26 protein-coding genes and 1 pseudogene are annotated in these 21,813 nt (G+C 55.1%); 22 read left to right on the forward strand and 5 right to left on the reverse strand.

The features are described from left to right. Positions 1-834 carry a DUF1295 domain-containing protein gene (locus tag E8D52_07505; GenBank protein ID TKB69440.1) on the forward strand — a complete coding sequence of 278 codons (834 nt, stop codon included), beginning with the start codon at positions 1-3 and terminating at the stop codon, positions 832-834. A gap of 274 nt (positions 835-1,108) precedes the next feature. On the opposite strand, the gene E8D52_07510 is transcribed toward E8D52_07505, so the two are convergent. Then, a complete protein-coding gene (locus E8D52_07510) occupies positions 1,109-1,330 on the reverse strand; it encodes a hypothetical protein (protein TKB69441.1) in 222 nt (73 codons plus the stop codon). 594 nt (positions 1,331-1,924) lie between these two features. Here E8D52_07510 and hpnR point away from each other — a divergent pair. Further along, positions 1,925-3,469, forward strand: a complete 1,545-nt coding sequence (gene hpnR, locus E8D52_07515; protein TKB68823.1) for a hopanoid C-3 methylase HpnR — start codon at positions 1,925-1,927, stop codon at positions 3,467-3,469. Positions 3,470-3,733: 264 nt separating this feature from the next. Then, a complete protein-coding gene (locus E8D52_07520) occupies positions 3,734-4,471 on the forward strand; it encodes a DUF642 domain-containing protein (GenBank protein TKB68824.1) in 738 nt (245 codons plus the stop codon). Between the two features lie 422 nt (positions 4,472-4,893). On the opposite strand, the gene E8D52_07525 is transcribed toward E8D52_07520, so the two are convergent. Then, positions 4,894-5,472 (reverse strand): hypothetical protein, encoded by a 579-nt coding sequence (locus E8D52_07525; GenBank protein ID TKB68825.1) that lies wholly within the window; start codon positions 5,470-5,472, stop codon positions 4,894-4,896. A 23-nt stretch (positions 5,473-5,495) separates the two neighbouring features. Next, positions 5,496-5,771, reverse strand: a complete 276-nt coding sequence (locus E8D52_07530) for a hypothetical protein (GenBank protein ID TKB68826.1) — start codon at positions 5,769-5,771, stop codon at positions 5,496-5,498. On the opposite strand from E8D52_07530, the gene E8D52_07535 reads away from it, so the two are divergent. The 10 genes and pseudogenes from E8D52_07535 (at position 5,772) to E8D52_07580 (ending at position 11,815) form a co-directional block, all read left to right on the forward strand. After that, complete coding sequence (locus E8D52_07535) at positions 5,772-7,166, forward strand: hypothetical protein (GenBank protein TKB68827.1); 1,395 nt, start codon at positions 5,772-5,774, stop codon at positions 7,164-7,166. Beyond that, positions 7,166-7,918 carry a hypothetical protein gene (locus E8D52_07540; protein TKB68828.1) on the forward strand — a complete coding sequence of 251 codons (753 nt, stop codon included), beginning with the start codon at positions 7,166-7,168 and terminating at the stop codon, positions 7,916-7,918. Before E8D52_07535 ends, E8D52_07540 begins: the two co-directional genes overlap by 1 nt. A gap of 99 nt (positions 7,919-8,017) precedes the next feature. Next, complete coding sequence (locus E8D52_07545; protein ID TKB68829.1) at positions 8,018-9,010, forward strand: hypothetical protein; 993 nt, start codon at positions 8,018-8,020, stop codon at positions 9,008-9,010. A 346-nt stretch (positions 9,011-9,356) separates the two neighbouring features. Beyond that, positions 9,357-9,635, forward strand: coding sequence for a Killer protein (locus E8D52_07550; protein TKB68830.1), 279 nt, complete (start codon positions 9,357-9,359; stop codon positions 9,633-9,635). Beyond that, positions 9,635-9,928: an addiction module antidote protein, HigA family gene (gene higA, locus E8D52_07555; protein ID TKB68831.1), complete on the forward strand. Its 294-nt coding sequence runs from the start codon at positions 9,635-9,637 to the stop codon at positions 9,926-9,928. Before E8D52_07550 ends, higA begins: the two co-directional genes overlap by 1 nt. Before the next feature lie 4 nt (positions 9,929-9,932). Further along, positions 9,933-10,061, forward strand: a pseudogene (locus E8D52_07560) (type II toxin-antitoxin system HicB family antitoxin). Between the two features lie 97 nt (positions 10,062-10,158). After that, a complete protein-coding gene (locus tag E8D52_07565; protein ID TKB68832.1) occupies positions 10,159-10,476 on the forward strand; it encodes a nucleotidyltransferase in 318 nt (105 codons plus the stop codon). Continuing rightward, on the forward strand, positions 10,457-10,801 hold the full coding sequence (locus E8D52_07570) for a DUF86 domain-containing protein (GenBank protein TKB68833.1): 345 nt from the start codon (positions 10,457-10,459) through the stop codon (positions 10,799-10,801). Before E8D52_07565 ends, E8D52_07570 begins: the two co-directional genes overlap by 20 nt. 417 nt (positions 10,802-11,218) lie before the next feature. After that, positions 11,219-11,446, forward strand: coding sequence for a DUF433 domain-containing protein (locus tag E8D52_07575; GenBank protein TKB68834.1), 228 nt, complete (start codon positions 11,219-11,221; stop codon positions 11,444-11,446). A 9-nt stretch (positions 11,447-11,455) separates the two neighbouring features. Continuing rightward, positions 11,456-11,815, forward strand: coding sequence for a hypothetical protein (locus tag E8D52_07580; protein TKB68835.1), 360 nt, complete (start codon positions 11,456-11,458; stop codon positions 11,813-11,815). 842 nt (positions 11,816-12,657) lie between these two features. Here the strand turns inward: E8D52_07580 and E8D52_07585 are convergent. Together E8D52_07585 and E8D52_07590 are read right to left on the reverse strand one after the other, a co-directional pair. Beyond that, positions 12,658-12,843, reverse strand: a complete 186-nt coding sequence (locus E8D52_07585) for an addiction module toxin, HicA family (protein ID TKB68836.1) — start codon at positions 12,841-12,843, stop codon at positions 12,658-12,660. Continuing rightward, the gene (locus E8D52_07590) at positions 12,840-13,052 is read right to left on the reverse strand and encodes a DUF1902 domain-containing protein (protein ID TKB68837.1); all 213 of its coding nucleotides are present in this window, start codon (positions 13,050-13,052) and stop codon (positions 12,840-12,842) included. Before E8D52_07590 ends, E8D52_07585 begins: the two co-directional genes overlap by 4 nt. A 136-nt stretch (positions 13,053-13,188) precedes the next feature. Here E8D52_07590 and E8D52_07595 point away from each other — a divergent pair, with 136 nt between their 5' ends. The 9 genes from E8D52_07595 to E8D52_07635 all read left to right on the forward strand — a co-directional run bounded on the left by E8D52_07595 (position 13,189) and on the right by E8D52_07635 (position 21,439). Further along, the gene (locus E8D52_07595) at positions 13,189-13,314 is read left to right on the forward strand and encodes a hypothetical protein (GenBank protein TKB68838.1); all 126 of its coding nucleotides are present in this window, start codon (positions 13,189-13,191) and stop codon (positions 13,312-13,314) included. A gap of 108 nt (positions 13,315-13,422) precedes the next feature. After that, positions 13,423-14,880, forward strand: coding sequence for a TldD/PmbA family protein (locus tag E8D52_07600; GenBank protein TKB68839.1), 1,458 nt, complete (start codon positions 13,423-13,425; stop codon positions 14,878-14,880). Next, positions 14,877-16,217 carry a hypothetical protein gene (locus E8D52_07605; GenBank protein ID TKB68840.1) on the forward strand — a complete coding sequence of 447 codons (1,341 nt, stop codon included), beginning with the start codon at positions 14,877-14,879 and terminating at the stop codon, positions 16,215-16,217. Before E8D52_07600 ends, E8D52_07605 begins: the two co-directional genes overlap by 4 nt. Positions 16,218-16,342: 125 nt before the next feature. Continuing rightward, positions 16,343-17,011, forward strand: coding sequence for a hypothetical protein (locus tag E8D52_07610; protein ID TKB68841.1), 669 nt, complete (start codon positions 16,343-16,345; stop codon positions 17,009-17,011). Positions 17,012-17,360: 349 nt separating this feature from the next. Beyond that, on the forward strand, positions 17,361-18,998 hold the full coding sequence (locus E8D52_07615) for a hypothetical protein (protein TKB68842.1): 1,638 nt from the start codon (positions 17,361-17,363) through the stop codon (positions 18,996-18,998). A 50-nt stretch (positions 18,999-19,048) separates the two neighbouring features. Then, positions 19,049-19,570 carry a cytochrome gene (locus tag E8D52_07620; GenBank protein TKB69442.1) on the forward strand — a complete coding sequence of 174 codons (522 nt, stop codon included), beginning with the start codon at positions 19,049-19,051 and terminating at the stop codon, positions 19,568-19,570. Positions 19,571-19,703: 133 nt separating this feature from the next. Further along, entirely contained in the window at positions 19,704-20,324 is a 621-nt protein-coding gene (gene msrA, locus E8D52_07625; GenBank protein ID TKB68843.1) for a peptide-methionine (S)-S-oxide reductase MsrA, read from the forward strand. 513 nt (positions 20,325-20,837) lie between these two features. Further along, the gene (locus E8D52_07630; GenBank protein ID TKB69443.1) at positions 20,838-21,119 is read left to right on the forward strand and encodes a BrnT family toxin; all 282 of its coding nucleotides are present in this window, start codon (positions 20,838-20,840) and stop codon (positions 21,117-21,119) included. Then, entirely contained in the window at positions 21,116-21,439 is a 324-nt protein-coding gene (locus E8D52_07635) for a hypothetical protein (protein TKB68844.1), read from the forward strand. The genes E8D52_07630 and E8D52_07635 overlap by 4 nt, the downstream gene beginning before the upstream one ends. The last annotated feature ends 374 nt before the right edge of the window (positions 21,440-21,813 follow it).

Genomic DNA, 21,813 nt, shown 5'->3' on the forward strand with positions numbered 1-21,813 from the left:
ATGGGACCAGAAGAAGGAATAGACGTATCGGATCCGTTGCAGCTTGTTGTGATCACCTATGTCGTCATGGCGGTCGTCATGGGTTTCCTGTGGGCTGTGCAGAAGAAGACAAAAAATGCTTCGATCGTCGACGTCGCGTGGTGTGCGGGGCTAATCGCCGCGGTGTTGTCGTACATGACTCAGGCTCCCGCCGGAGTCGAGCGCATCCTGCTCACAGCGATGCTGGTCCTGCTCTATGCCGGCCGTCTAGGACTCCATATCTATTTCCAACGGGTGGACGGGCAATCAGAGGATGCTCGCTACCGCCGTCTGCGACAAAAATGGGGCGATGCAGAGTCGGTGAATATGTTTGTGTATTTTCAATGGAAGGCGCTGTCCGTGGCGGTGTTTTCCCTTCCGTTTCTGGTGGTGCTCTGGAATACCCGTATTCCATCTTCAGTGGTCGAGATGGTCGGATTGCTGATCTGGAGCGTGGCCGTCGCTGGTGAAGCGAAGGCAGACCGGCAGCTGGCTCATTTCCGCGCCGATCCGAAGAATGAGGGCCGCGTCTGCAGAGAGGGGCTGTGGCACTACTCCCGCCACCCGAATTACTTTTTCGACTGGCTGCACTGGTGCTCGTATGTCGTCATGACGATGGGGGCACCCGGCTGGTTATTCACCTGGATTGGTCCGATCGGGATGGGCTTGTTACTGTACAAGGTGACTGGTATTCCACGGGCGGAAGAGCAAGCCCTTATAAGCCGTGGGGAAGCGTATAAAGCCTATCAGGCGACGACCAACGCATTTTTTCCATGGCACCCGAGACAAGGGCCGGAGACGTCCGTTCATTCATGACGTCGTCAGGCTGACCGTTGCCGAGTAGGCTGCGAAACAACCATACTGCTCCTGTAGCGATTACGAGCACCGAGGGTTGAGACGACGCTGGACAGCCATGCAGGATATGCACAAAGTCCGCTGTTCTCATCCGCCCGACCCAGGCGCGCCCGCTTCGCCAAACTCAGCGAGGCGAGCCAAGACGCGCCTCTCCACAGGCAAGGCCGCTGACCCTAAGGTATCGAAAGAGCCTTTCTCAGGTGTCACCACCGACTTGCTGGCAACGCAACAGCGTCTATTTCTTGCTGTCGAGATCGGCAAGCCGCGCCCGAGCGATTTCAGCCATTTTAGTCGATGGGTAGAGCTTCACCAGTTCCTGGTAGAGCTCCTTGGCATGGGGGACATTCCCTTGGTTTTCTTCGAAGGCAGCCGTTTCAAACATCTCGCTCGCCTTCTGTTCAGAACAGCCGAGCAACAGGAAGCAGAGAGCACAGAGTACCAGTCGTGCGGTTATCATCGTCATCCTTTCCAGGCGTCTCTCCGCTGTGACACCTTCGTGTTCGCGTGAGTCAATCCTGATCCGAGAGAGTCGATTCCGTAGCGTGGAGCGGAGATCCCTTCGCTTCGGCATTGTGGACAGCGGCTTGGTCGCGTCAATCTGGTGCGATCACGGAACATAAATTTACAATCCAAACAGATGGACGGCTCGAGGACAAACCGTCGTGAACGGTCCCGAGACACCGTTTTTACCACATGAGCCAAGTGCTCCTCCACCTGGCGTTCCGGAATCCCGAGCATGCGAGCCAATTGATCGGTGGCCATCCGAGTATCCGTTAGGAGATCAATGATGTGCTGACGCAGGGTCCGCTCGAGCGGCAACATGTCCGTATGGTACGGACTGGGGCACGGAAAATCCAGATGGTCGGGGAGGGTCTTCCATGAATCGTCTTAAGTCTTGCGCACTTAAAGGTTGCACCAACGCCTCCATTCTGGCACAATCCATTCCCGCATCAGTTACCACATCATGATCAATTCACTGGCCGGGCCTTTCGTTTGTCTTCGGAATAATTGGCATCTGGCCAGCGTGTTATAGACCAGGAGGTTTGGAGCCATGAAGTTCCTCGCAGTCCATCCAGGTCCGCTCATGTACACCAAGATCTATCTACGTCTGGAGCCGCTCGGGCTAGAGATGGTGGCCCAGGCAGTCCGTCAAGCTGGGCATGAGGTTCGTCTCATCGACCTCCAGGCTGACACCTGGAAGGATTACCTCGCGCTCATCACCACCTGGAAACCAGACGTGGTGGCATTCGGCTGCAATTATTTGGCGAACGTGCCAGAGATCGTGGACTTGGCCAAACTTACGAAGAAAGAGTTGCCCAACTGTTTCGTCTTCGTCGGAGGCCACAGCGCTTCCTTTGTGGCTCAGGACTTTTTGAAGCACGGCGACGGCGCTATTGATTGTGTGTTGAGGGGCGAAGGTGAAGTCACAGCCCCCAAGCTGTTGGAAGCTGTGGAGCAAGACCGTAAGGCGATTAAGAAGGTTCCTGGCGTCGTCACGCTCGATGGTGAAGGACCTCCGCCGCAATTCATCGAGAATCTGGACGATGTTCGTCCAGCGCGTGATTTGTTGCGGAACCGGCACAAGTATTTCATCGGCGTGCTGGATCCGTGCGCTTCTGTCGAGTTTGCACGAGGCTGTCCGTGGGATTGCTCCTTCTGCAGCGCCTGGACATTCTATGGACGCAGCTATCGGATGGTCAGCCCGGAGAAAGCCGTTGAAGATTTGGAGCAGGTTCAAGAACCAGGTATTTTCCTGGTCGATGACGTGGCGTTCATCCAGGGTAAGCAGGGCATGGAGATTGGCGAAGCGGTCGCGCAGCGTGGAATCAAGAAGCAGTACTACATGGAAACGCGCGGCGACGTCCTCTTGCGTAACAAGGAAGTCTTCCAGTTCTGGAAGACGCTTGGGCTCCAGTACATGTTCCTCGGTGTGGAAGCCATCGATGCCGAAGGTCTCAAGATGCACCGCAAGCGCATCTCGTTGGGCAAAAACTTCGAGGCGCTGGAATTTGCCAGGTCTCTTGGGATTACCGTGGCCATCAATCTCATCGCCGATCCGGATTGGGATCGTCAACGGTTCGAAGTAATCCGGCAGTGGTGCTTGGAAATTCCAGAGATCGTGAATATCAGCGTCAATACGCCGTACCCGGGAACTGAGAGCTGGCTCACGGAATCTCGCAAACTCCACACGCGGGATTACCGCCTCTTTGACATTCAGCATGCCGTGATGCCGACCAAGATGCCGCTCCATGAGTTTTACGCGGAACTGGTCAAGACTCAACAAGTCTTAAACAAGAAGCATCTGGGCTGGGCTGCGCTTAAGGGCACGGCCAAGATTGCGGCGGGGCACTTAATGCGGGGACAAACCAACTTCATCAAGATGTTGTGGAAGTTCAACAGTGTCTACAATCCCGAGCTGCAAATGGCGGATCACCGTCGCCCAGTGAAGTATGAGATGTCGATGCCGCCGGAGAAGAAAGACACGATCGACCCGAAACTACTCTTTATCCTGCCACCCAAAGGCCGCCAAGGCCGGGCGATCGACGATGCCACTGAGATGTTCGTCGATGAGACTCGCATGGGGACGGTGGTCTGACACCCATCAGCCTAGAAGTGGGAGTGGGATCGTGCGCCGGCTCAGGTTGGATGTCACCATCCGGCTGCCGGATGTGGTAACACATATTCCCTATTGACTCTCATTTCCTCCAGCAGACCGGGCAACATTCACCGCAACCTTTCCCGACCAGCTTGGTCTTTGCGGCAGTTCCAGGACATCTGTTCGAAAATCCAATATTAACTAGGTAGTTCTCATCTGGCGTGTTAATAACCTCTAGTAAGCCAGCGGTAGTGACTCTAACAAATGGAGAGGCGAATCATGAACGCAATCCATCCGACGAATACGAAAATAGTGATGGGGATGTTGTCATGCGGTATTCTCGCTGCTGCTTGTTTTGCATCGATCCCCGCACAAGCTGCTTTTGTCAGTAATGGAAGCTTTGAATTTCCTAACACGAGTCCAGGAACGGTGATGAACATCAACGCTGGCACTGAACCAGCCGGGTTTGCTTGGACAGTGACCACTGGGAATGTGGACATCGTTAGGAACGGTTTTGCTGGTAGCACCGCCACGGCATACGATGGAGCCCAGATGCTGGACCTCGTAGGTTCTGGTAGCATCGGAGGAATATCTCTATTACTTCCGACGACGACAGTGGGAACTCAATATACCCTCAGTTTTGCTTATGCAAACAATCCGTTTAATGGCCCTACCACAGCATCCGCCTCTGTATCTCTGCTCGATGGCGCGAGTCCGCTATTTTCAGAGAGCATCACACATGACGCGTCGTCAACATTTAACTACAACTGGGCTTCCTTTAATAGGGTCTTCACCGGAACGGGGAATCCCGTGACGTTAGCCTTTGATAATACGATCGCGATAGCCGGTGGCAATGGTGGGATACTACTTGATGCGATATCACTAACACCTGTTCCCGTTCCCGCTGCTATTTGGCACTGGTTTGGCTGCTCTCTCTGTTCGCTCTCTCAGATTATGGCATCGCCGAATCCAGGAGGAGGAGTAACGGTAACAAACCAATGATTCCTGATCGGTGCACTGTCCGGTAACACTACCCACTAACTGGCCCATAACGTTTTTAAGTCTTCCAGCTATTTCGCCGTTTACAGTTCTCTATCTAGCCATCGTACGTGTGATGCCCAACCTGTTACCCAATTGAAAACCAGCGTAAGCTGTAGGAACTTATTGGGTTGAGGGGGAAATGTAGTGGTGTGCACGAGAACATCATTCCTGGTCTGACAACCTGGGTTGACCGTCGTAGGTGATCAATGGGCAGTGGAATATAAGGACGTGACTGCCTCGATACCACTTCGTGGCATCGAGGCCAGCCCAACCTCCGCCTTCTGGCAACTCTGGATGTGACCTAACTATCTAGGCGGAGATGCTGTGGCGCCCGGCTCATCCGCCAATCTATGCGGTTCACCATGTTGCGGCGATTGAATCGCTCATGGGTCCTTATCCAATGACGGTGCTCGCTTTATGGTCAACTCTGTGACTTCCCGGCAGGTCTGTAGCCCCAGGCTGCAATTGACCCTGATCGTCTTCTTCGCGATGACGTCGGAATCTTGCCCCGGCGTCCAGCCGCCGATCTCGTAGCCACCCTTCGCCCGGTTGAATCTGGTGAAGCGCGTCACATTGAAGGCCCCGCTCCATCCACCACCTTTTGAAACGACACGTGCCTCATTAGCAAGTGGAACACCCGGGTTCGCTTTCGCCATCAATTCCTTTAATTTTTGATCATTAGAACCAACACAATGGGTCTCTGCCACTTCCCCTGATTGTCCTGGCAGAATAATCAAGTTCACGGCAAATGGCTCAGGGTCGCTGCTGATCGAGCCTCCGTTCACATGGAAGGTGGTTGTGCCGGTGCCCTGAATGCGGATTTCGCACGAGGCCGGCTGTGTCAATGTGCGAGTTGCGTACTGCAGTGCGCCTTCCCCAACCCATTGGCCATCGTCCTCCCTGAGTCGGAGCGGGACTGTGGCCTCGACATGGGCATCGAACCCATTCGAACTCATAAACATACCGAATGGCGGATTCGGAAGATTTAATGGTTCCTGAACGATGTGCGATTTGAATTCCAGAACGATCCCCTCGGCCGTACATCCGCAGTCCGGAGGATCATGGAATTCCCCCCCCCCCCCATGGCGTCAATCCAGTCGTTGGCATATTTCGTCAAGGTCGCAAGGGACATCCGCGGAGGTTCCGCGCCTCCGGCTTCCAGCAGCCCCTTGCGCCCCTTGAAGCCTTCCAGCACCAACTCGTCGTCCTGCATGTGGCGGAGGAAGAGGTCAGGCCGATTGGTGAGCGACGATGTCTTCATGTGCACGCACATCTGCTTTGCGCTCCTGCCGACGAAATGGTTGTTCCGTATGGGAATGACCCAGGAGAAGATGTGACATTCCTTGCAGACCTTCCGCATGGGATCGAAGGCTTTCAGCCTGATCAGATCGTTGTCGCTGATCTCGGTTGGGCTCTCGGCTATCTCCTTCAAGCCGGCGATCGTCTTTGCGGTGATGGAACCAGTAGGATCACTGCCGGTGGTCAACGCGCTCTGGAAGTCCGGCAGTTGCAGAAACTTCTTTGTTTCTTCTTGAATATCGATGTACCCGCCCCCGTGTCCGCCGTTTCTGGAAAAGGGATTGACGGCTCCATGGCAGTTGAGACAGCGCGGTTCCTGAAAGATCGGGGCGAGTCCTTTGAAGGCCTTCACCGCGCGAATTTTTTGCGTGGCGCTCAGGGGGCACGAATCCCTTGCGCCATGGGCCATTTGTGGCCGCACGGTGAAAAAGACGACGCTGATAACCGTCAACAGGAAGATGGAGACGATGATGCAAGACATCTTTGTGAGCCGTACCATGTCGTCACCTCTCAGGCAAGGAATGGCCGCCATGCTAGCCCAGGCGTCTGGGTTCTTCAAGTAAGCCTGAGGGAATACCTTCCATTTACTGACAGCATGGGCGTTGCTATTCAACCGTGCTCTTGCGTACAATCCCGTCGATTTTCTTGTGAGGTGTCGATGCGATACCTGGCGTTTCCCCTTCTCCTCCTATTGCCGCTTTCCGCTTACGCCGGCAATATCAAAGACACCGATCTCATTAGCAGTAACAACTTCTTTCTGCCGCCGAGTACCCAGAAGACCGTCTTTATCCAGGCTCGGAACTCCTCCGATAACCAAGAAGTCTCGCTTCACGATCTGGGCGCTCGGTTGAGCGCCAAAGGTTACCAGATTGTGAATGATCCGGACGGCGCACATTACGTCCTGCTGGCCAACATCGTTTACTGCAATATCACGAAGCCCGACATGCCGGTCGAAGCGATGGTGTCGAGCGGCTATGGATCCGCATTCAACTCAACGTTGGGCGCCATGCAAGGCCTCACCAGCATGGCCAGCATGGCGGGGCCGTACGGCGCAATAGGCGGTGCGGCGGCCTCAATGGGGTTGAGCGCGATTCAAGGCATCGGTGATCTCTTCAGCTCTTCATCATCTGCTCCTAAGATGCCGGACGACGTGAACTATGCCTGTGTCGCGGACGTCCAGATTACGGAACAAAAGACCGTCCAGCTTCCCAGCGGGATGAAAACCGGAACAGGGCAGGAGCCCGGCGTCTACCAGACAAGACTGGCCGCCGATGTCCACCAAAAGAAACTGAAAGAGGCCGAGGCGACACCGCTGTTGCAACAAAAACTGAGCGCCGCCGTCGCAGGAAATTTCTGATGCCGTCTTCTTTCAGACGCCTCACGTCTCACCCCTTACCCTTTACACTCCTGTTGGTTCTCCTCGTATTGGCCACAGGCTGTTCCAACGTCATCCGTTCCGGCCTCATGAACAGTAACACCATCTTCCTGGATCCCAGTACGAACAGAGCTGTCTACACCCAGCTCAGAAACGCGTCTGAAAACCAACAAGTAATGCTGACTGACGTGAATACGAAACTTGCGGGAAAAGGGTACCAACTGGTTCAAGACCCAGTACAAGCGAACTACTGGATACAGGCCAAGATGATCTACTGCCACCAGGCGGCGGATGGGGTGACTCCGGAACAGGTGGCCAAAGCCGGGCCCGGCGCCGGTATCAGCAGTGGAGGTACCGTGATGACTTCGGCTGGTTCCATGGGTGACGAGTCTGGCATGGGCATGGCCGGTATGCCGGACATGAGCGCCATGATGAGGCAGGCCATGGGCATGAGCGGTGGGGGAGGAGGATTCAGTGGCATGTCCGGGTTCTCTGGCATGCAGCCACCGCCCAAGGAAGATGGCGTGACGTACCTATGCGTGGCCGATGTTCAAATTACTGACCGCAAGATCGGCAAATCGATCGGTCGACCGACCAGCGGTCAGTCATCGGCCGGTGAAAAGGTGCAACTGATGAGAATGGTCGGCCACGTGCGGCAAAAAAGTTTGGATATTCCAGAAGCCACGCCGATTGTACAAGAGAAGATCGCTACCGGCATCGCCGGACTGTTCTAGCCCCATCCCATCGAGTTCAACTGGCGGCAGTGTGTTATCCTGCGTCAAATTGGCTGATCTGGCTCTTGTCTGGATCAGCCTAAACATTGTTAGACATCTATGTTCGTCCTCGATACCGCTAGCCTACTTCCTGGCGACATTGTGCTCACTGCGCAAGAGGCGAAGGTTAGTCAAAAGATTCGAGCGTATACAAGGTCAGACTACTCCCATGCTCTGCTTTACGTTGCGCATTGCAGCTATATACACTCGGATCGCAATGGAGTACATGCCGGGAACACGCAACGGTTGCTCCTTGATAACGATAACCAGACCCATGTTCTTGTTCTTCGTGTATCAAACCCAGACTACCGTGCCCGGCTTCCATATGTATGCGATTTCGCCCGTACTCAAGTAGGCAAGCAGTACTCAGTTGTGGAGGCGGCGCAATCGCTTGCCAAACGGCAGTCCGTGAAGAAAGCCACAGCGAATCGACAGTTCTGCTCGCGGCTGGTAGCACAAAGCTACGCATACGCCGGAATTCCGCTGGTGCCAAATCCGGACTATTGCTATCCGGGTGATCTTCACAATGCCCACTATGTGGCCCCAGTCGAAAACTATCTGCGGATTGCGACAGCCGCTGAGATTAAATTTGCACAGTCACCCAGTCCCATTGATCTCCAGCAGAAGATCACAAACGACATTACCACCATGACGCGACGGCTATCTGGCGAAGATATCCAAACCGAAGAGCAAATCGTTGACGTGATTCTTCGACGCCCCGAAATCGACCAACCACTTACGGAATACATAGCGAGCACCGGGTACTTTGATCTGTGGAAGATCGACATGCAGAAGAATCCATGGCGATACAATGAAATCGATTTCCGTGCTTTGACAATTTCCAGTAACGAAAAGCGTGCAGCAGCGCATCAAGAAGTAGTCGACGCGGAAGCGGCACTTGATCGCTTCCGACGCATGTTCGATATCTACTCACATCTTCAGAAGATACATTCACGGCGCTATCTCGAAGCATATGCTCAACTCTATGCGGAGCTACTTCGAGTACATTCAAATCGTTTAACCGTTGCACGAGCGGTGTTGGCTGATGCCTAACCTCTTGGTCAACTGGATCGCCCACAGCTTCGCTTACGGCTTCCCTCCGCCCTTTGGGCTTCAGCGGCGGTTGCCTCAAAGGTTAGCCAGCAGGGCCCACAATCTCCATCTTTGTAGTAGGCAGTGACATCATGAGCGTTCAACCCTTTGTCTTGGGGCAGGATCAGCATGAGGCCGCATTGAATGTCGTCAGAACGCAGGTGACGGTGTTGGTATCCAACGAGGCGACGTACAGCTACGGGATCACCTTGCAGTAGGGCGAAGAAAGAACAGGCCCTCCGCTGCATCGCCAGGATTGGAACCATTAGGCCTTGTTGCGTACTGCGCAACATGCTATATCTGGCTTGTGATCCAATCATTCCGACACAAAGGGCTGAGGAGGTTCTTTGAGTCGGGGAGCGCGGCGGGTATCCAACCGCACCACTCCAAACGCCTGCGCATGCTGTTAGCAGCCTTGGACACGGCGCTGTCCATCGAGGACATGAACGTTCCAGGATTCCGACTACATCCCTTGAAGGGATCGGAGCGCGGTCGATGGTCTGTATGGATAAATGGAAACTGCCGTTTAACCTTCACGTTCAAAGACGGACACGCCTACGTCTTGGATTATGAGGACTACTACTAATGGCTATGCACAATCCTCCCCATCCCGGCGAGTTCATTATCCAGGTCTATCTTGAGCCGAACAATCTGAGCGGCCGCGAACTGGCTGGAAAGCTCGGTGTAGCTGCCTCAACGCTGAATCGTATTCTGACAGGTACGAGCCGTATCAGCCCTGAAATGGCGCTACGACTGTCCAAGGCGCTTGGCCGTTCTCCAGAGAGTTGGCTGGCCATGCAGTACAACCATGATCTCTGGCACGCCAAGCAGCATGTGAAACTTGGCAAGGTCGGAAAAGTCCGGCTCACAGCGGCTTAAGCGGCTGGCGATCGTTGAGAAGGAAGGGCCCGAGTATATCGCGCTCTGCCCCGAACTTGACGTCGCCAGCCAAGGGGACAGCATTGAATCCGCGATCGCGAATTTGAATGAAGCGGGAGAGTGTGCAAACTCAAGATCCCCCCACCAGCTTCGCTTCTCCACGCCCCGGCCAACGCGGTTGCTAGGAATTCCGCCTCGCATCAGTCTGATATTTCGTATATATTCTCCACATGAGCATAATTTCCCTCACCCGTGACGAGGCGATCCGACGGCTTCACACCGTTGAGTCCAAGATTCGAGGCCTTGGTGTTCGTCGGCTGGCGCTCTTCGGGTCCGTGCTTCGTAACGAGGCTCGCCCCGACAGTGATGTTGATGTGCTTGTCGAGTTCGCTCCGAATGAGAAGACATTCGATCGCTTCATGGCGCTGGCGGATCTGCTTGAAGACACGTTGCAGCACCGGGTGGAAGTGATCACCACGGAGTCACTCTCACCGTTTATCGGGCCACACATCTTGGCCGAGGCAACGGATGTCCTTCGAGCCGCATGACTATCTGCGGCATATTCTCGCGGAAGTCGAGTACCTCCTCGATCAGAGTCGGACTCTCACCTATGAGCGATTTGTAGCCGATCAGACGCTGCGCCGTGCGTTCGTGCGCAGCTTGGAAATTATCGGCGAAGCAGTGAAAAACCTGCCCACTGAGTTCCGGGTATCGCATTCCGAGGTTGCGTGGCGTCCGATGGCTCAGATGCGCGATCGCCTGATCCACAGTTACTTTGGAGTGGATTATCAGCTGGTATGGGATGTGGTGTCCGAGAAACTTCCGGAACTGAAACGTAGCATTCAGCGGATTATTGATTCACAACAAGCTTAGCCATCAGGTTGAAAGAGCCCTGGAATGGCGAGCCTCTCACTCGAAGCGTTGGCCAGCACGGCACACAATCTCCATCTTTGTAGGAGACAGCAAAATCATGATGGTTCAACCCATTGGCTTGAGACCAGATCAGCATGAGCCTGCATTGAATGTGGTCGGAACACAGGTGATGGTGTTGGTGTCCAACGCGGCGATGCAAAGCTCCGGGATCACATTGCAGCAGGGCTAAGCAGGCAGGTCTTCCGCCGCATAGTCACGACTGAGGTGAAGCTAAGGGGGCGGGAACCTTTTTGAGATGTGTTAATCTAAGGATGACGTCCTTTGAAATGGTAATGGAGCTCTGCCGACAGTATACTTAAGGCTCAGACAAGACGAGCGTACAGTGCTATATTGATGGTCATATCTGGAGGTGCCAGGATGGACTGGAGATCCTACATTTCAACTGATCCGCATATCATGCATGGCGCTGTGTGCTTTCGAGGTACGCGAATTCCGGTGTCGGTGGTTCTGGACAATCTCGCTGCAGGCGAAACGCCTGAACGCATTCTCGATCAATACCCCTCGCTTCAGCCTGAGCATATTCCCGCGGCGATCGGCTACGCGGCGGACTTAGCAAGAGAGCGTATCGTTCCCATCCCCGCTTAAGCGCAAAGGATGCCGACTCGATTCAAACTCGACGAGAATCTTCCTCGTAATGCTGAGGTCTTGCTTCAACAGGCCGGTCACGACGTGCATACTGTGCTCACCGAGCAGCTGGGTGGGAACCCCGACCCACGAGTGTTTGGTGCCTCTCAGGCTGAGGAAAGGGTGCTCGTCACGTTCGATCTCGATTTCTCCGATATCCGCGTTTATCCTCCAGCTGGTCATCATGGCATTTGGGTATTGCGCCCACGCACCCAAAGCATCGAGAACACATTGGCTTTATTACGATCCGCACTGCTTGTTCTTGAGGAGGAGGCTCCACAAAGACGGCTGTGGATTATCGAGCCTGAACGGGTTCGTATTCATGAATAGGTGGAGATTTCTCCCCTAGGCCAAGTGAAGATGCTGTTTCCACTATGAACATTCCCGAAGCTGCTCCGATCGTGCAAGAAAACATCTCCACCGGGATTGCGGGACTGTTCTAATCCGTTCGTTTGGTTCGGTTGCACCGGACCGCCGCTGTACCACCTCTGAGTGCTCCACGCTTTCGTGTGAGCCACGGGGCCGTTAGGCCACGGAGAACGCGTAGATGAGTACCCGACGGGAATTCATTCAATCCATGAGTGTTCTTATTGGCGGGGTGCTGTTGGGTTGTTCAAGGAGCGCGTGGTCAATGAGCAGTGACAGGAAGTTGTGGTTCATGCCTGATGAAAGTGACTCGCACCAGCGCACATGGATGGCCTTCGGAGCCAGCAGAAAGATATATCGATGGCATTGCTGCTGGCGGTGGTGGCATCCACTGCACCACGCAGCAAGAGCCAGTGGTCTAACAAGTCAATGCACCGGACAGCTTTCGGCTGCCGCTGATTTCCAACGCTAGGCGGCGATGCACATAATCACGATTCTTTGTAAGAGGCAGCGTGGTCATGTGCGTTCAACCCTTTGTCTTGAGACCCGATCAGCAGATGACGGTGTTGGCGTCCCACGCGGCGGCGCAGAGCTACGGGATCACCCGTACAGCAGGGCGCGGAAGGCACTGACCCTCCGCCGCATAGCCACGGTTGGGACGAAGCGTCCTACGTTCTGACAGGCGAGATTTACTTTCTTTACGATGGGGAAGCCTATGCGTGTAACCTGGTGACTCTCGTGCACGTTCTCCGAGGCACCGTACATGGCTTCCGCTACGGACGTGGGGGTGGGGGAAGGCTCACGAACTAAGGCTTGGGTATTTTTAGATCCTTGCAGATCTTGCTTGCCAGATGATTGGTAATTTCAGTGTGGCGAGGGACAGCTGAGCGGGTATTCAGAGAAGGGTGATGCCACCAAGAGTGTTTTGCTCCTTCGCGCAACAACTCGCATCCATGCTGTCGTAAATGCCGAAGCAGCTCCTCACGTTTCATACTGCGATGGAGGCTTCCTCAAAATTTCCACCGGCGGCGCCTAACGCTTCCTGACGATTGAGTTCCAGTGCTTCCCGTAGAGTGACTCGGAGCGTCTCTACTAATGCCTCACGGCTCTGCTCCTGACAGTTCACACCCGGTATTTCCTCGATCCAGCCAATCCACCACCCGGCATCTTGTTTGATCACAGCCGTATAATTCTGTTGCATGAGGAACCCTCCGCTGTAGGCGAACCCGTGGGACCGCGCATGTATCCTCTGAAAAGGTACGAGGACTACTCATTGCTTGTCAATGTAACGTAATTTGTGCCTCCACTGAATTTAGCAACGAGGCAGTCACATCGTCATGCAGCAGCATACCGATGGTGGAACCGTAACGGTCCCAGTTCCTGATCATGCCGAAATCAGAATCGACACACTGCAGTCCATCATCCGACAGAGCGGCATCCCTCGCAACCCCTTCGAGTCCTGACACATAATACGACGTACCCAGCTACTCCTTCGATCCCCATACTCTCACCGTTTTGCTTGCCACCTGTTATACTGACCCATCCCTTCATTCAATTCGAGAGTGATCGCCATGAACTCTCCGACCTGGGACGAATTCGCCGAGCTGGCGCTGAAACGCATTGCGGCGTCAGGCGCGGAGTACGGCGACATCCGCATTCAGGACAGCAGCACGGAACACATCGAAGGTGAGGATCGCCGAATCGCGTCGATTCGAGATATCCGGGATATCGGCTTCGGCGTGCGTGTGCTCTACCATGGAGCCTGGGGTTTTGCCGCGAGTTCAGTCTTGTCGCTGGAAGAAGTACCGCGTGTTGCGGACCTGGCCGTCGAGATCGCCAGAGGATCTGCATCGGTGGCCCTGGAAAAAGTGCGCCTGGCGCAGGAACCAGTTCATCGTGACCGCATCGTCACGCCCTATCGCATCGATCCCTTCACTATCCCGCTTGAGAAGAAAACTGACTTACTGCTGAATACAATGGAAACGCTCCATCGACAACCCGGTATCGCACGGAGCAGCGCAAGTCTGTGGGCGCGCCGAGACCGAAAATTGTTTGTGTCGACGGAAGGGTCGCATTTGGAATTCGATCTGTTGGCCGGGCAAGGCGACTGTACCGCGACAGCGCTGCATGAAGGTCGGTTTGCCTCGCGCAGCTTCAATACGCCGCATCTCCGGAGAGGCTATGAACTGATCGAGGAAGCCGACCTCCTGCGAGAAGCGACACGGGTTGCTGCCCAGGCGATTGAAAAGGTGAAGGCCCCGGCGGTTGATGCGGGCCCGTATGACCTCGTGCTCGATCCTGAACATCTGTCATTGACGATCCATGAATCTTGCGGCCATCCAAGCGAACTGGATCGTGCGCTTGGGTACGAAGCCAATTACGCAGGGACCAGCTTCTTGACGCCAGAAAAGTTGGGTAACTTTCGCTATGGCTCGAGGCATGTGAATTTGGTTGCCGATAACACCGAATCGGAAACATTAGCGGCCACTGGGTATGATGATGACGGGGTTCAGTGTCAGCAATGGGACATTGTTCGGAACGGAGTGTTCGTCGGGTATTGCACGAACCGTGAAGTCGCGTCGAAGATTGGTGAATCTCGTTCACGTGGCTCCAATCGGGCTGATGGGTGGAGCCACGTTCCGATGGTACGCATCGCCAATATCGGACTTGAGCCAGGTTTAGCGACTGTCGATCAGCTGATTGCCGACGTGAAGCACGGCATCTACATCGAAGGCCATGGGTCCTATAGCATTGATCAGCGCCGCTACAATTTTCAGTTCGGCGGGGATGCGTTCTGGCTGATTGAGAACGGCAGGCGTATCCACATGCTGCGAGACGTGATCTACCATGGGATTACGCCGGAATTCTGGAATAGCTGCGACGGAGTGGCCGACCGAACGGCTCGCCGTCGATACGGCTTCATCACGTGTGGCAAGGGGCAGCCAGGCCAGTCTGGTTGGATGACTCATGCCGCTTCTCCTGCGAGGTTCCGCCAGATCCATGTGATCTGCGGAGAAGGAAGCTCATGACCGTCCTAAGCGGCACCTGGCCGAAGCTGACGAGCCGTGATGAGTTTCGCTTTCTGAGCGATCTGGTCCTGACCCGTTCGTCCGCTGATCAGACGATCGTCCGTCTTCGCGATCATCATGCCGGCACGACGAGGTTCGCCAATAATCAAGTCATCCAGAATGTCGATGCGAGGCGGGGCTCACTGGCAGTGACGGTCGCCTTCGGGGGTCAGCAGGGGACCGCGAGCACGACGGATTTTACCGCCGGCGGGATTCAGGATGCGTTGGCGCGTGCTGAGCGGATTGCTCGGGTCTCACCGGTTGACCCCGAATATCTTCCAGCTCCCGATCCGTGCCTGTTCCCTGTGCGAGCGACGTCGAAACCGGAAACTCTGGCGGCAGGACCAGTCAAACGTCTGGAGTATGCGAACGAAGCCATCGGACATTGTCGGATGGAGAACCTCATGGCGGCCGGCGTCGTGGCATCATCCGGGACCGCGGTCGGGATTGCGGCGAGCAATGGGCTATTCGGCTATGAGGTACGAGGAGACGCGAGGTTTAGTCTCACGGTCCAAACTGGTGACGCGACGGGCTGGAGTGCCGCGGCACATCGGTCGATCGATCATTTGAAGGTTCAAGAGCGGACCTTGGCGGCCATTGCCAAAGCCAAACGAGGCCGGGAGGTGTGTGAGATGCCGGCGGGGCAGTATCCCGTGATTCTTGAGCCGGCAGCCGTGGCCGGACTGTGGGCGTGGGTGCTCTGGTCTCTGGACGCCAAGTCGTACACAAAGGGAACGAGCCCCTTCGCCGGCAAGCTGGGCCAGGCCATCGTGGACGAACGGCTGACGCTCAAGAATCACCCCGATCATGCCGACCTGCTTGGAGAAGGATTTACCCATGACGGTCTGCCGAGTACAGCCTCCCTGTGGATCGACCATGGAATCCTCAAACAGCTGGCCTACGATCGGTTTGCGGCGAAGGCTGATGGCATACACCCTATTCCGACCGTGGAGGCTCCGGTCTTGTCGGTTGAGGGCCTTCCGATGGCCTCGATTCAGGATCTCATGAAAAACATGGAACGTGCGATTCTGGTGACGAATTTTTGGTATATCCGTCCTGTGAATCCTCAGGACCTCATGCTGACCGGAATGACACGAGATGGAACGTTTCTGATCGACAAGGGGGAGATCGTCTCAGCTGTGAAAAATTTCCGATTTCATGAAAGCCCGCTTCAGGCCTTTCGACACCTCACGGCTTGGACGACGCCGATGGAGGCGGTGAACTCAGAGACCGGGAAGATGTTGGTTCCAGCTTTGGCCCTCCCGAATTTTCGTTTCTCAAGCGTCACACGGTTCTAGCTGTCTCGTGAGGACTCCAAACATATTTAATCGACCGCAGAATAAAAGGGTTGACTCTTCTGTGCGCGAGGAGTAGGTACAATAAAGGTATCTCACTAGGTCTGATTGAAGGGGGGATCTGCCAGATGGCCCCGCGATTCAATAAAGAACCCATCAACCTCATTCACCGAATCCCATCACAGAAGCAGATTGATGAAGCGCGGCCGGTCGCCAGGCCCTACGGTCAGATCCTGCTCAATGCTAGCGCCCTCTGCTGGCGCAAGGTGGTTGACCTCTTTGCCTACGTCACGCGCTATGAGGATGAGATCCATCCGCGCCTTCGTAAGCCCCTTGCGCTCCCAGACCGAACGGTGGAGCGTACCACGATTCAAGGGCAGGGTCCCGTCTGGTCGAATGGAGTGGAGGAGCCAATCCGGGAAGCAGAAAGCCCGGTGGCCGCGAAAGTCACAATCCTACAACAGCCGTCTCCGGTGCCGGCTCATGTTCAGTCGGAAGAAGTCGCCGAAATACGGGCCTGTATGATCGGGCAGCAAGATGAGATTGCCCGGCTGACGTCGCACATTCAAGAGCTGACCTCCTTGGTAACCTCTCAGCAGGAGGTCCTCGTTCATCTTGGAAAAGAGCTAGAAGCCGGTACATTTTCACCAGTGTCCACCAGCACAGCGGCTGCCTCTCTGAGGCGAACCCGTATCGGTCGGAAGAAACCAACGGTCAGCGAGGCGCCCAATCCTCATCAGGAACATGAACGCCCGTTTTCTCCTCAGGAAAGTGACGGTCAGTCACTCCATCTGTAAGCTCGGCTCGGTTAGCCGTTGACGCTGAATACTTCTCCATCTCTTCACCGCTAGAAAATGGCGAATCCTACTGGCCCGACAATGATCCCCTGATATAGGGCATCTGCTCCTCTAGCACCTTGTGGAAAAACTCGGTTGATGCCCACAATATGGCTGGAACTTGTAGGGTGCTCACACTGGACATTACTTCAGGATGCTCAAAAAGGCTGTCCAACAAGGCCGCAGTGAGCGAAGAGACAAGGCGTACGCTTCGGTACGCTGAGTCTCTGAGCGAGGCGAGAACGCCGCTGAGAGACTTTTTCAGCATCCTGCTAGCCAGGTACGGGTCCCGTCTGCTAAAAAGCCATCAATGACCATCGTTCGTGTCCTCTTGTGGGCTGTGCTGTGGCTCGGCCTGTTGACGATTGATCTCAGTACGGCCTCTGAGCGTTCTACCGCTCAGGTGCCCCTCTTTGAGAATCTCGGTACCCTCCATCACCCCATCACGACGAGCTCACACGAGGCTCAACAATACTTTGATCAAGGTTTGCGGTTCGTGTACGCCTTCAACCATGAAGAGGCGCTCCTAGCCTTCGAAGAAGCCGCTCGACTGGACCCCTCTGCCGCCATGGCCTATTGGGGGGTGGCGCTCGCATCGGGTCCGAACATCAATGCCGCCATGGATAAGGCTGCCGAACGACGGGCGTGGGATGCCGTACAAAAGGCTCGCGTACATCGTGCCCGCACAAGCGCAGCCGAACAGGCCTATATCGATGCAATCAGCAAGCGATACGAGACCAGAGCGCATGCACGGCCGACTCTGGATAAAGCCTATGCGGACGCGATGCGTGTAGTCTGGCGGCAGTATCCGAACGATCCGGATGCCGGAGTCTTGTTCGCCGAGGCCTTGATGGACCTGCGGCCATGGGATTTATGGATGGCAGACGGACGACCCAAACCGGGCACCCAAGAAATCGTGTCGACATTGGAATCGATTTTGGTACGTTTTCCGGATCATCCAGGAGCGTGCCACTACTATATCCACGCGGTCGAAGCCTCTCCGAACCCGGACCGAGCCGTCGCTTGTGCGGAGCGATTACCCGGGCTGATGCCGGGTGCTGCTCACGTGGTTCACATGCCGGCCCACATCTACATGCGACTGGGTCGATATCACGAGGCGGCTGAACAGAATGCACATGCGGCGGAGGTCGATCGCAAGTATCTGGCCAGGAGACAGTTACACGGCGACTATGCCGACGGCTATTACACCCACAATCTGCATTTTCTCTGGGCTTCCTTAGCGATGGAGGGACGAAGAACCGAGGCATTGAAGGTGGCTCGTCAACTGACGGGCACGATTTCCCAAGAGGAAGTGCGGAAGGATGCCTGGAAGGAATTGTACCTTCCAACTCCATTGTGGTCGATGATCAGGTTTGGACAATGGGATGACCTGCTGCGTGAACCGCCTCCTCCAAAGACGCTGCATTTACAACAGGGGATGTGGCGACTGGGAAGGGGAATGGCGCTTGCGGCGTCCGGTCGTATGCCTGGGGCTGAGGGTGAGCACGTGGTGTTGGCCGGTCTGGCGAAGCGCCTCGGGCGTGATCGGACGCGGGAAAAGAAAACAGAACGGTCCCTCCTGAAGATCGCGGAACGGTTGCTGGCCGGTGAGCTCGCGACGCATCGTCGTCAATACGATGAGGCCATCAAATCCCTCACGGATGCCGTCAAGCTGGAGGAGGAGCTGCCTTACACCGAACCGCCGTTCTGGCCGATTCCCATTCGCCACTATCTCGGCGCCGTCTTGTTGAAGGCCGGTCAGCCGGGTAAGGCGGAAGCGGTCTACCGAGCGGATTTGGCCAAAAATCCACGGAACGGCTGGGCCCAGTTTGGACTCATGCAGAGTCTTCGCGCTCAGCGAAAAGGCCGTGAAGCCGATACCGCAGAAGAACAATGGAAACAGGCCTGGGAGCATGCGGATGTGACCCTCACGGCCTCTCGATTTTGAGGAAGAAGAAGCGGACTGGAGGAGGATCGATGCGATTTGTAGTGGGAGTAATGGGGCCGGCCAAGGCTGCGAAGAAGGACCTCGACAATGCCAGGATCCTTGGAGAATTCATTGCCCGACGTGGTTGGGTTGTCTTGACTGGTGGTCGAAACGTGGGCGTCATGGACGCGGCGTGCGAAGGAGCCAAGCGGGTGGGGGGCAGCTTGACCATTGGGGTCTTGCCGACGGCCAAGGATAAGGTGTCCCGTCATGTGGACGTGCCGATCATCACGGAAATGGGCAGTGGCAGGAACAACATCAATGTGCTGACCAGCCATGTCGTGGTGGCCTGCGGATTGAGTGGCTCGGGCACAGTGTCGGAAGTTGCGCTGGCCGTGAAGGCTGGGAAGCCAGTCATTCTCGTTGAAGCGTCTCCTGCCGATATCGATTTTTTCAGAAAACTCGACAAACGATTGGTCCAAGCCGCTGCCTCACCGGAGGAGGCCATTGAACTGATCATGAAACTCATGGATGGGCGTCAGCGACGAGCGCGTCGTGAAGAACGGGATCTCGATAGGTATATGCCAGTTTGACGCGTGAAGGACTCTCATGTCGGCCCCTGTCTGCTGCCACGCGAGCTCTCCCCACATCCACATCTCTGCACGTGTCGTAGTAAGATGTAAGAATAAGACTACGGCGACGACTCTGAAGAAGGAGGAGACGATCATGACAATCCTGCAGCGTCTGACATCTATCGCCATGAGTCTCGTAATCTGCGCGACCCTCACAGGCTGGCCTTCAAGCGGAGTTCAGAGCGCGCCGACCACTGCCAAGGCGTATTTTGCAGGCGGCTGTTTCTGGTGCATGGAAGAGGCCTTTGAAAAGGTGGATGGAGTCCTCGCTGCGGTCTCGGGCTACATGGGCGGCACCGTGGCCAATCCCACCTACGAAGAGGTTTCGGCTGGGCGGACGGGTCACGCAGAAGCGGTTGAAGTCACCTACGATCCCACGAAAGTCACGTACCAGAAACTCTTGGATGCTTTTTGGCACAACATCGATCCAGTCACGCCGAACGCACAATTCTGCGACCACGGGACTCAGTACCGCGCGGCGGTCTTCTATTCAACCGATGAAGAAAAGCGGCTTGTGGAAGAATCCAAACGCGCGATCGAAGAGTCGAAGCGCTTTCCCCAGGCCATCGTGACGCAGCTGGTCCAAGCCTCAACCTTCTACCTGGCTGAAGAGTACCATCAGGATTACTACAAGAAAAACCCGCTCCGGTATAAGTATTACAAGTACGGCTGTGGGCGAGCCCAGCGGTTGGAAACGCTGTGGGGGAAGTCGTAGGGATCAGTAGCCTGCACCAAGCAGGAGGACGACCTGCAGTACTCAAGTGTAGAACATGACGAATGGTTTCAGTGTGTCGTGTGGAGCCCGCGCGCAGTCGGGTAGGTTGTCAGGTGGTGGAGTTTCGTGTGAGGGGCGAAGAATGGCGGTCACAGAATCCTCCTTCCTTGGCTAAATGAACAGCTCAGTCTTTAACAAATCATGAAACCTGCAATCCGAAACTCGTCCCAGGTCCATCTCTAAACCACCTCAGCTTGGGTCTTAGCACCCGTGGTCTGTTGGACTGGTGATTGAGCATCGGGAGTGCCAGTCGATTTGGAGTGTTCCAGTGAAAAAGTTGTGAGGAAAGGTCAGGGGTTGGGAGGTTAGGTTAACTCAGAGAAGGATTCGAGGAAGCGAGGACCATCACGCCATACGGGGATTAGGACCCTCATTGGAAAGAGGGGAAGCCTTGGTTAGTTCTCCATGCCGCCGTGTGATGACAAACGGCACCGACTTGCCTATACTTTCAGGGTGAAAACGTTCCGATGGGATCCCCGAAAGAACGAACGATTGAAAGCAGGTCGGGGCGTTTCCTTCGAGGATGTGGTGTTGGCCATTGAGACTGGCGGATTATTGGACAGTGTGGAACATCCCAATTCCACTCGTTATCCAAGTCAAGGTGTCTTTGTGGTGGCTATGAATTTCTATGTCTATCTTGTGCCGCATGTCGAGGAAGCGGAGTACATATTTCTGAAAACGATTATTCCCAGTCGAAAGGCAATGCGAGAGTATGGACTGAGAGGAAAACCATGAAAGCTCTTGATCGTGAAGAGAAGAGGATTCTGTCGGCTTTCGAATCTGGCAGATTGAAATCAACGGTGACTTCCGAAGCCTCGTTGCGTCGGTATCGCGAGTACGCGCGTGCGACTCTTAGTAAGAACAAGCGGGTCAATATCAGGCTATCCACACCCGATCTTTCTGAAATCCAAGCGCGTGCGGCAGAAGAAGGCATCCCTTATCAAACGCTGATTGCTAGCGTCTTGCATAAGTTTGTGGCTGGGCGCTTCATCGAAAAGTCATCACGGCTTAGTGCGCGACTTAGTGGACGCGGCAAGAAGCGCCGCGCCGCGTAATACGATCTCATGCTGCCATACTCAAGAATAGCTGGATCAGCGCTCAGCTCTATGAGCAGGTGTCCGACGGAGCGGTGCAAGGTCAAGAACTGACCTCATATCTCGCTTTCTAGCCGCCATCCATAAGCCCACAGTTCTGTTAGCGGCCTAAAAAGTACCGTTGGGAGGTGAGTGGAATGGGAGAGATCATACAGTCATTAAAAGATGGACATTACTTATATAGGTTCTCTGCCGATATTTTGATGCTTGTTAGGGCAAATGCTCATATGGTTGTAAGGGCGGATGACGATGCGTCGGTGTTTAACCTGAATCTTAGCAGCTTAGGTTCCAACTCCAAGTGCAACACTACAAGCCCTGCTGGGCTAAGGTGTTGC

The sequence above is a fragment of the Nitrospira sp. genome (genome assembly GCA_005116745.1).
Lineage (GTDB): Bacteria > Nitrospirota > Nitrospiria > Nitrospirales > Nitrospiraceae > Nitrospira_D.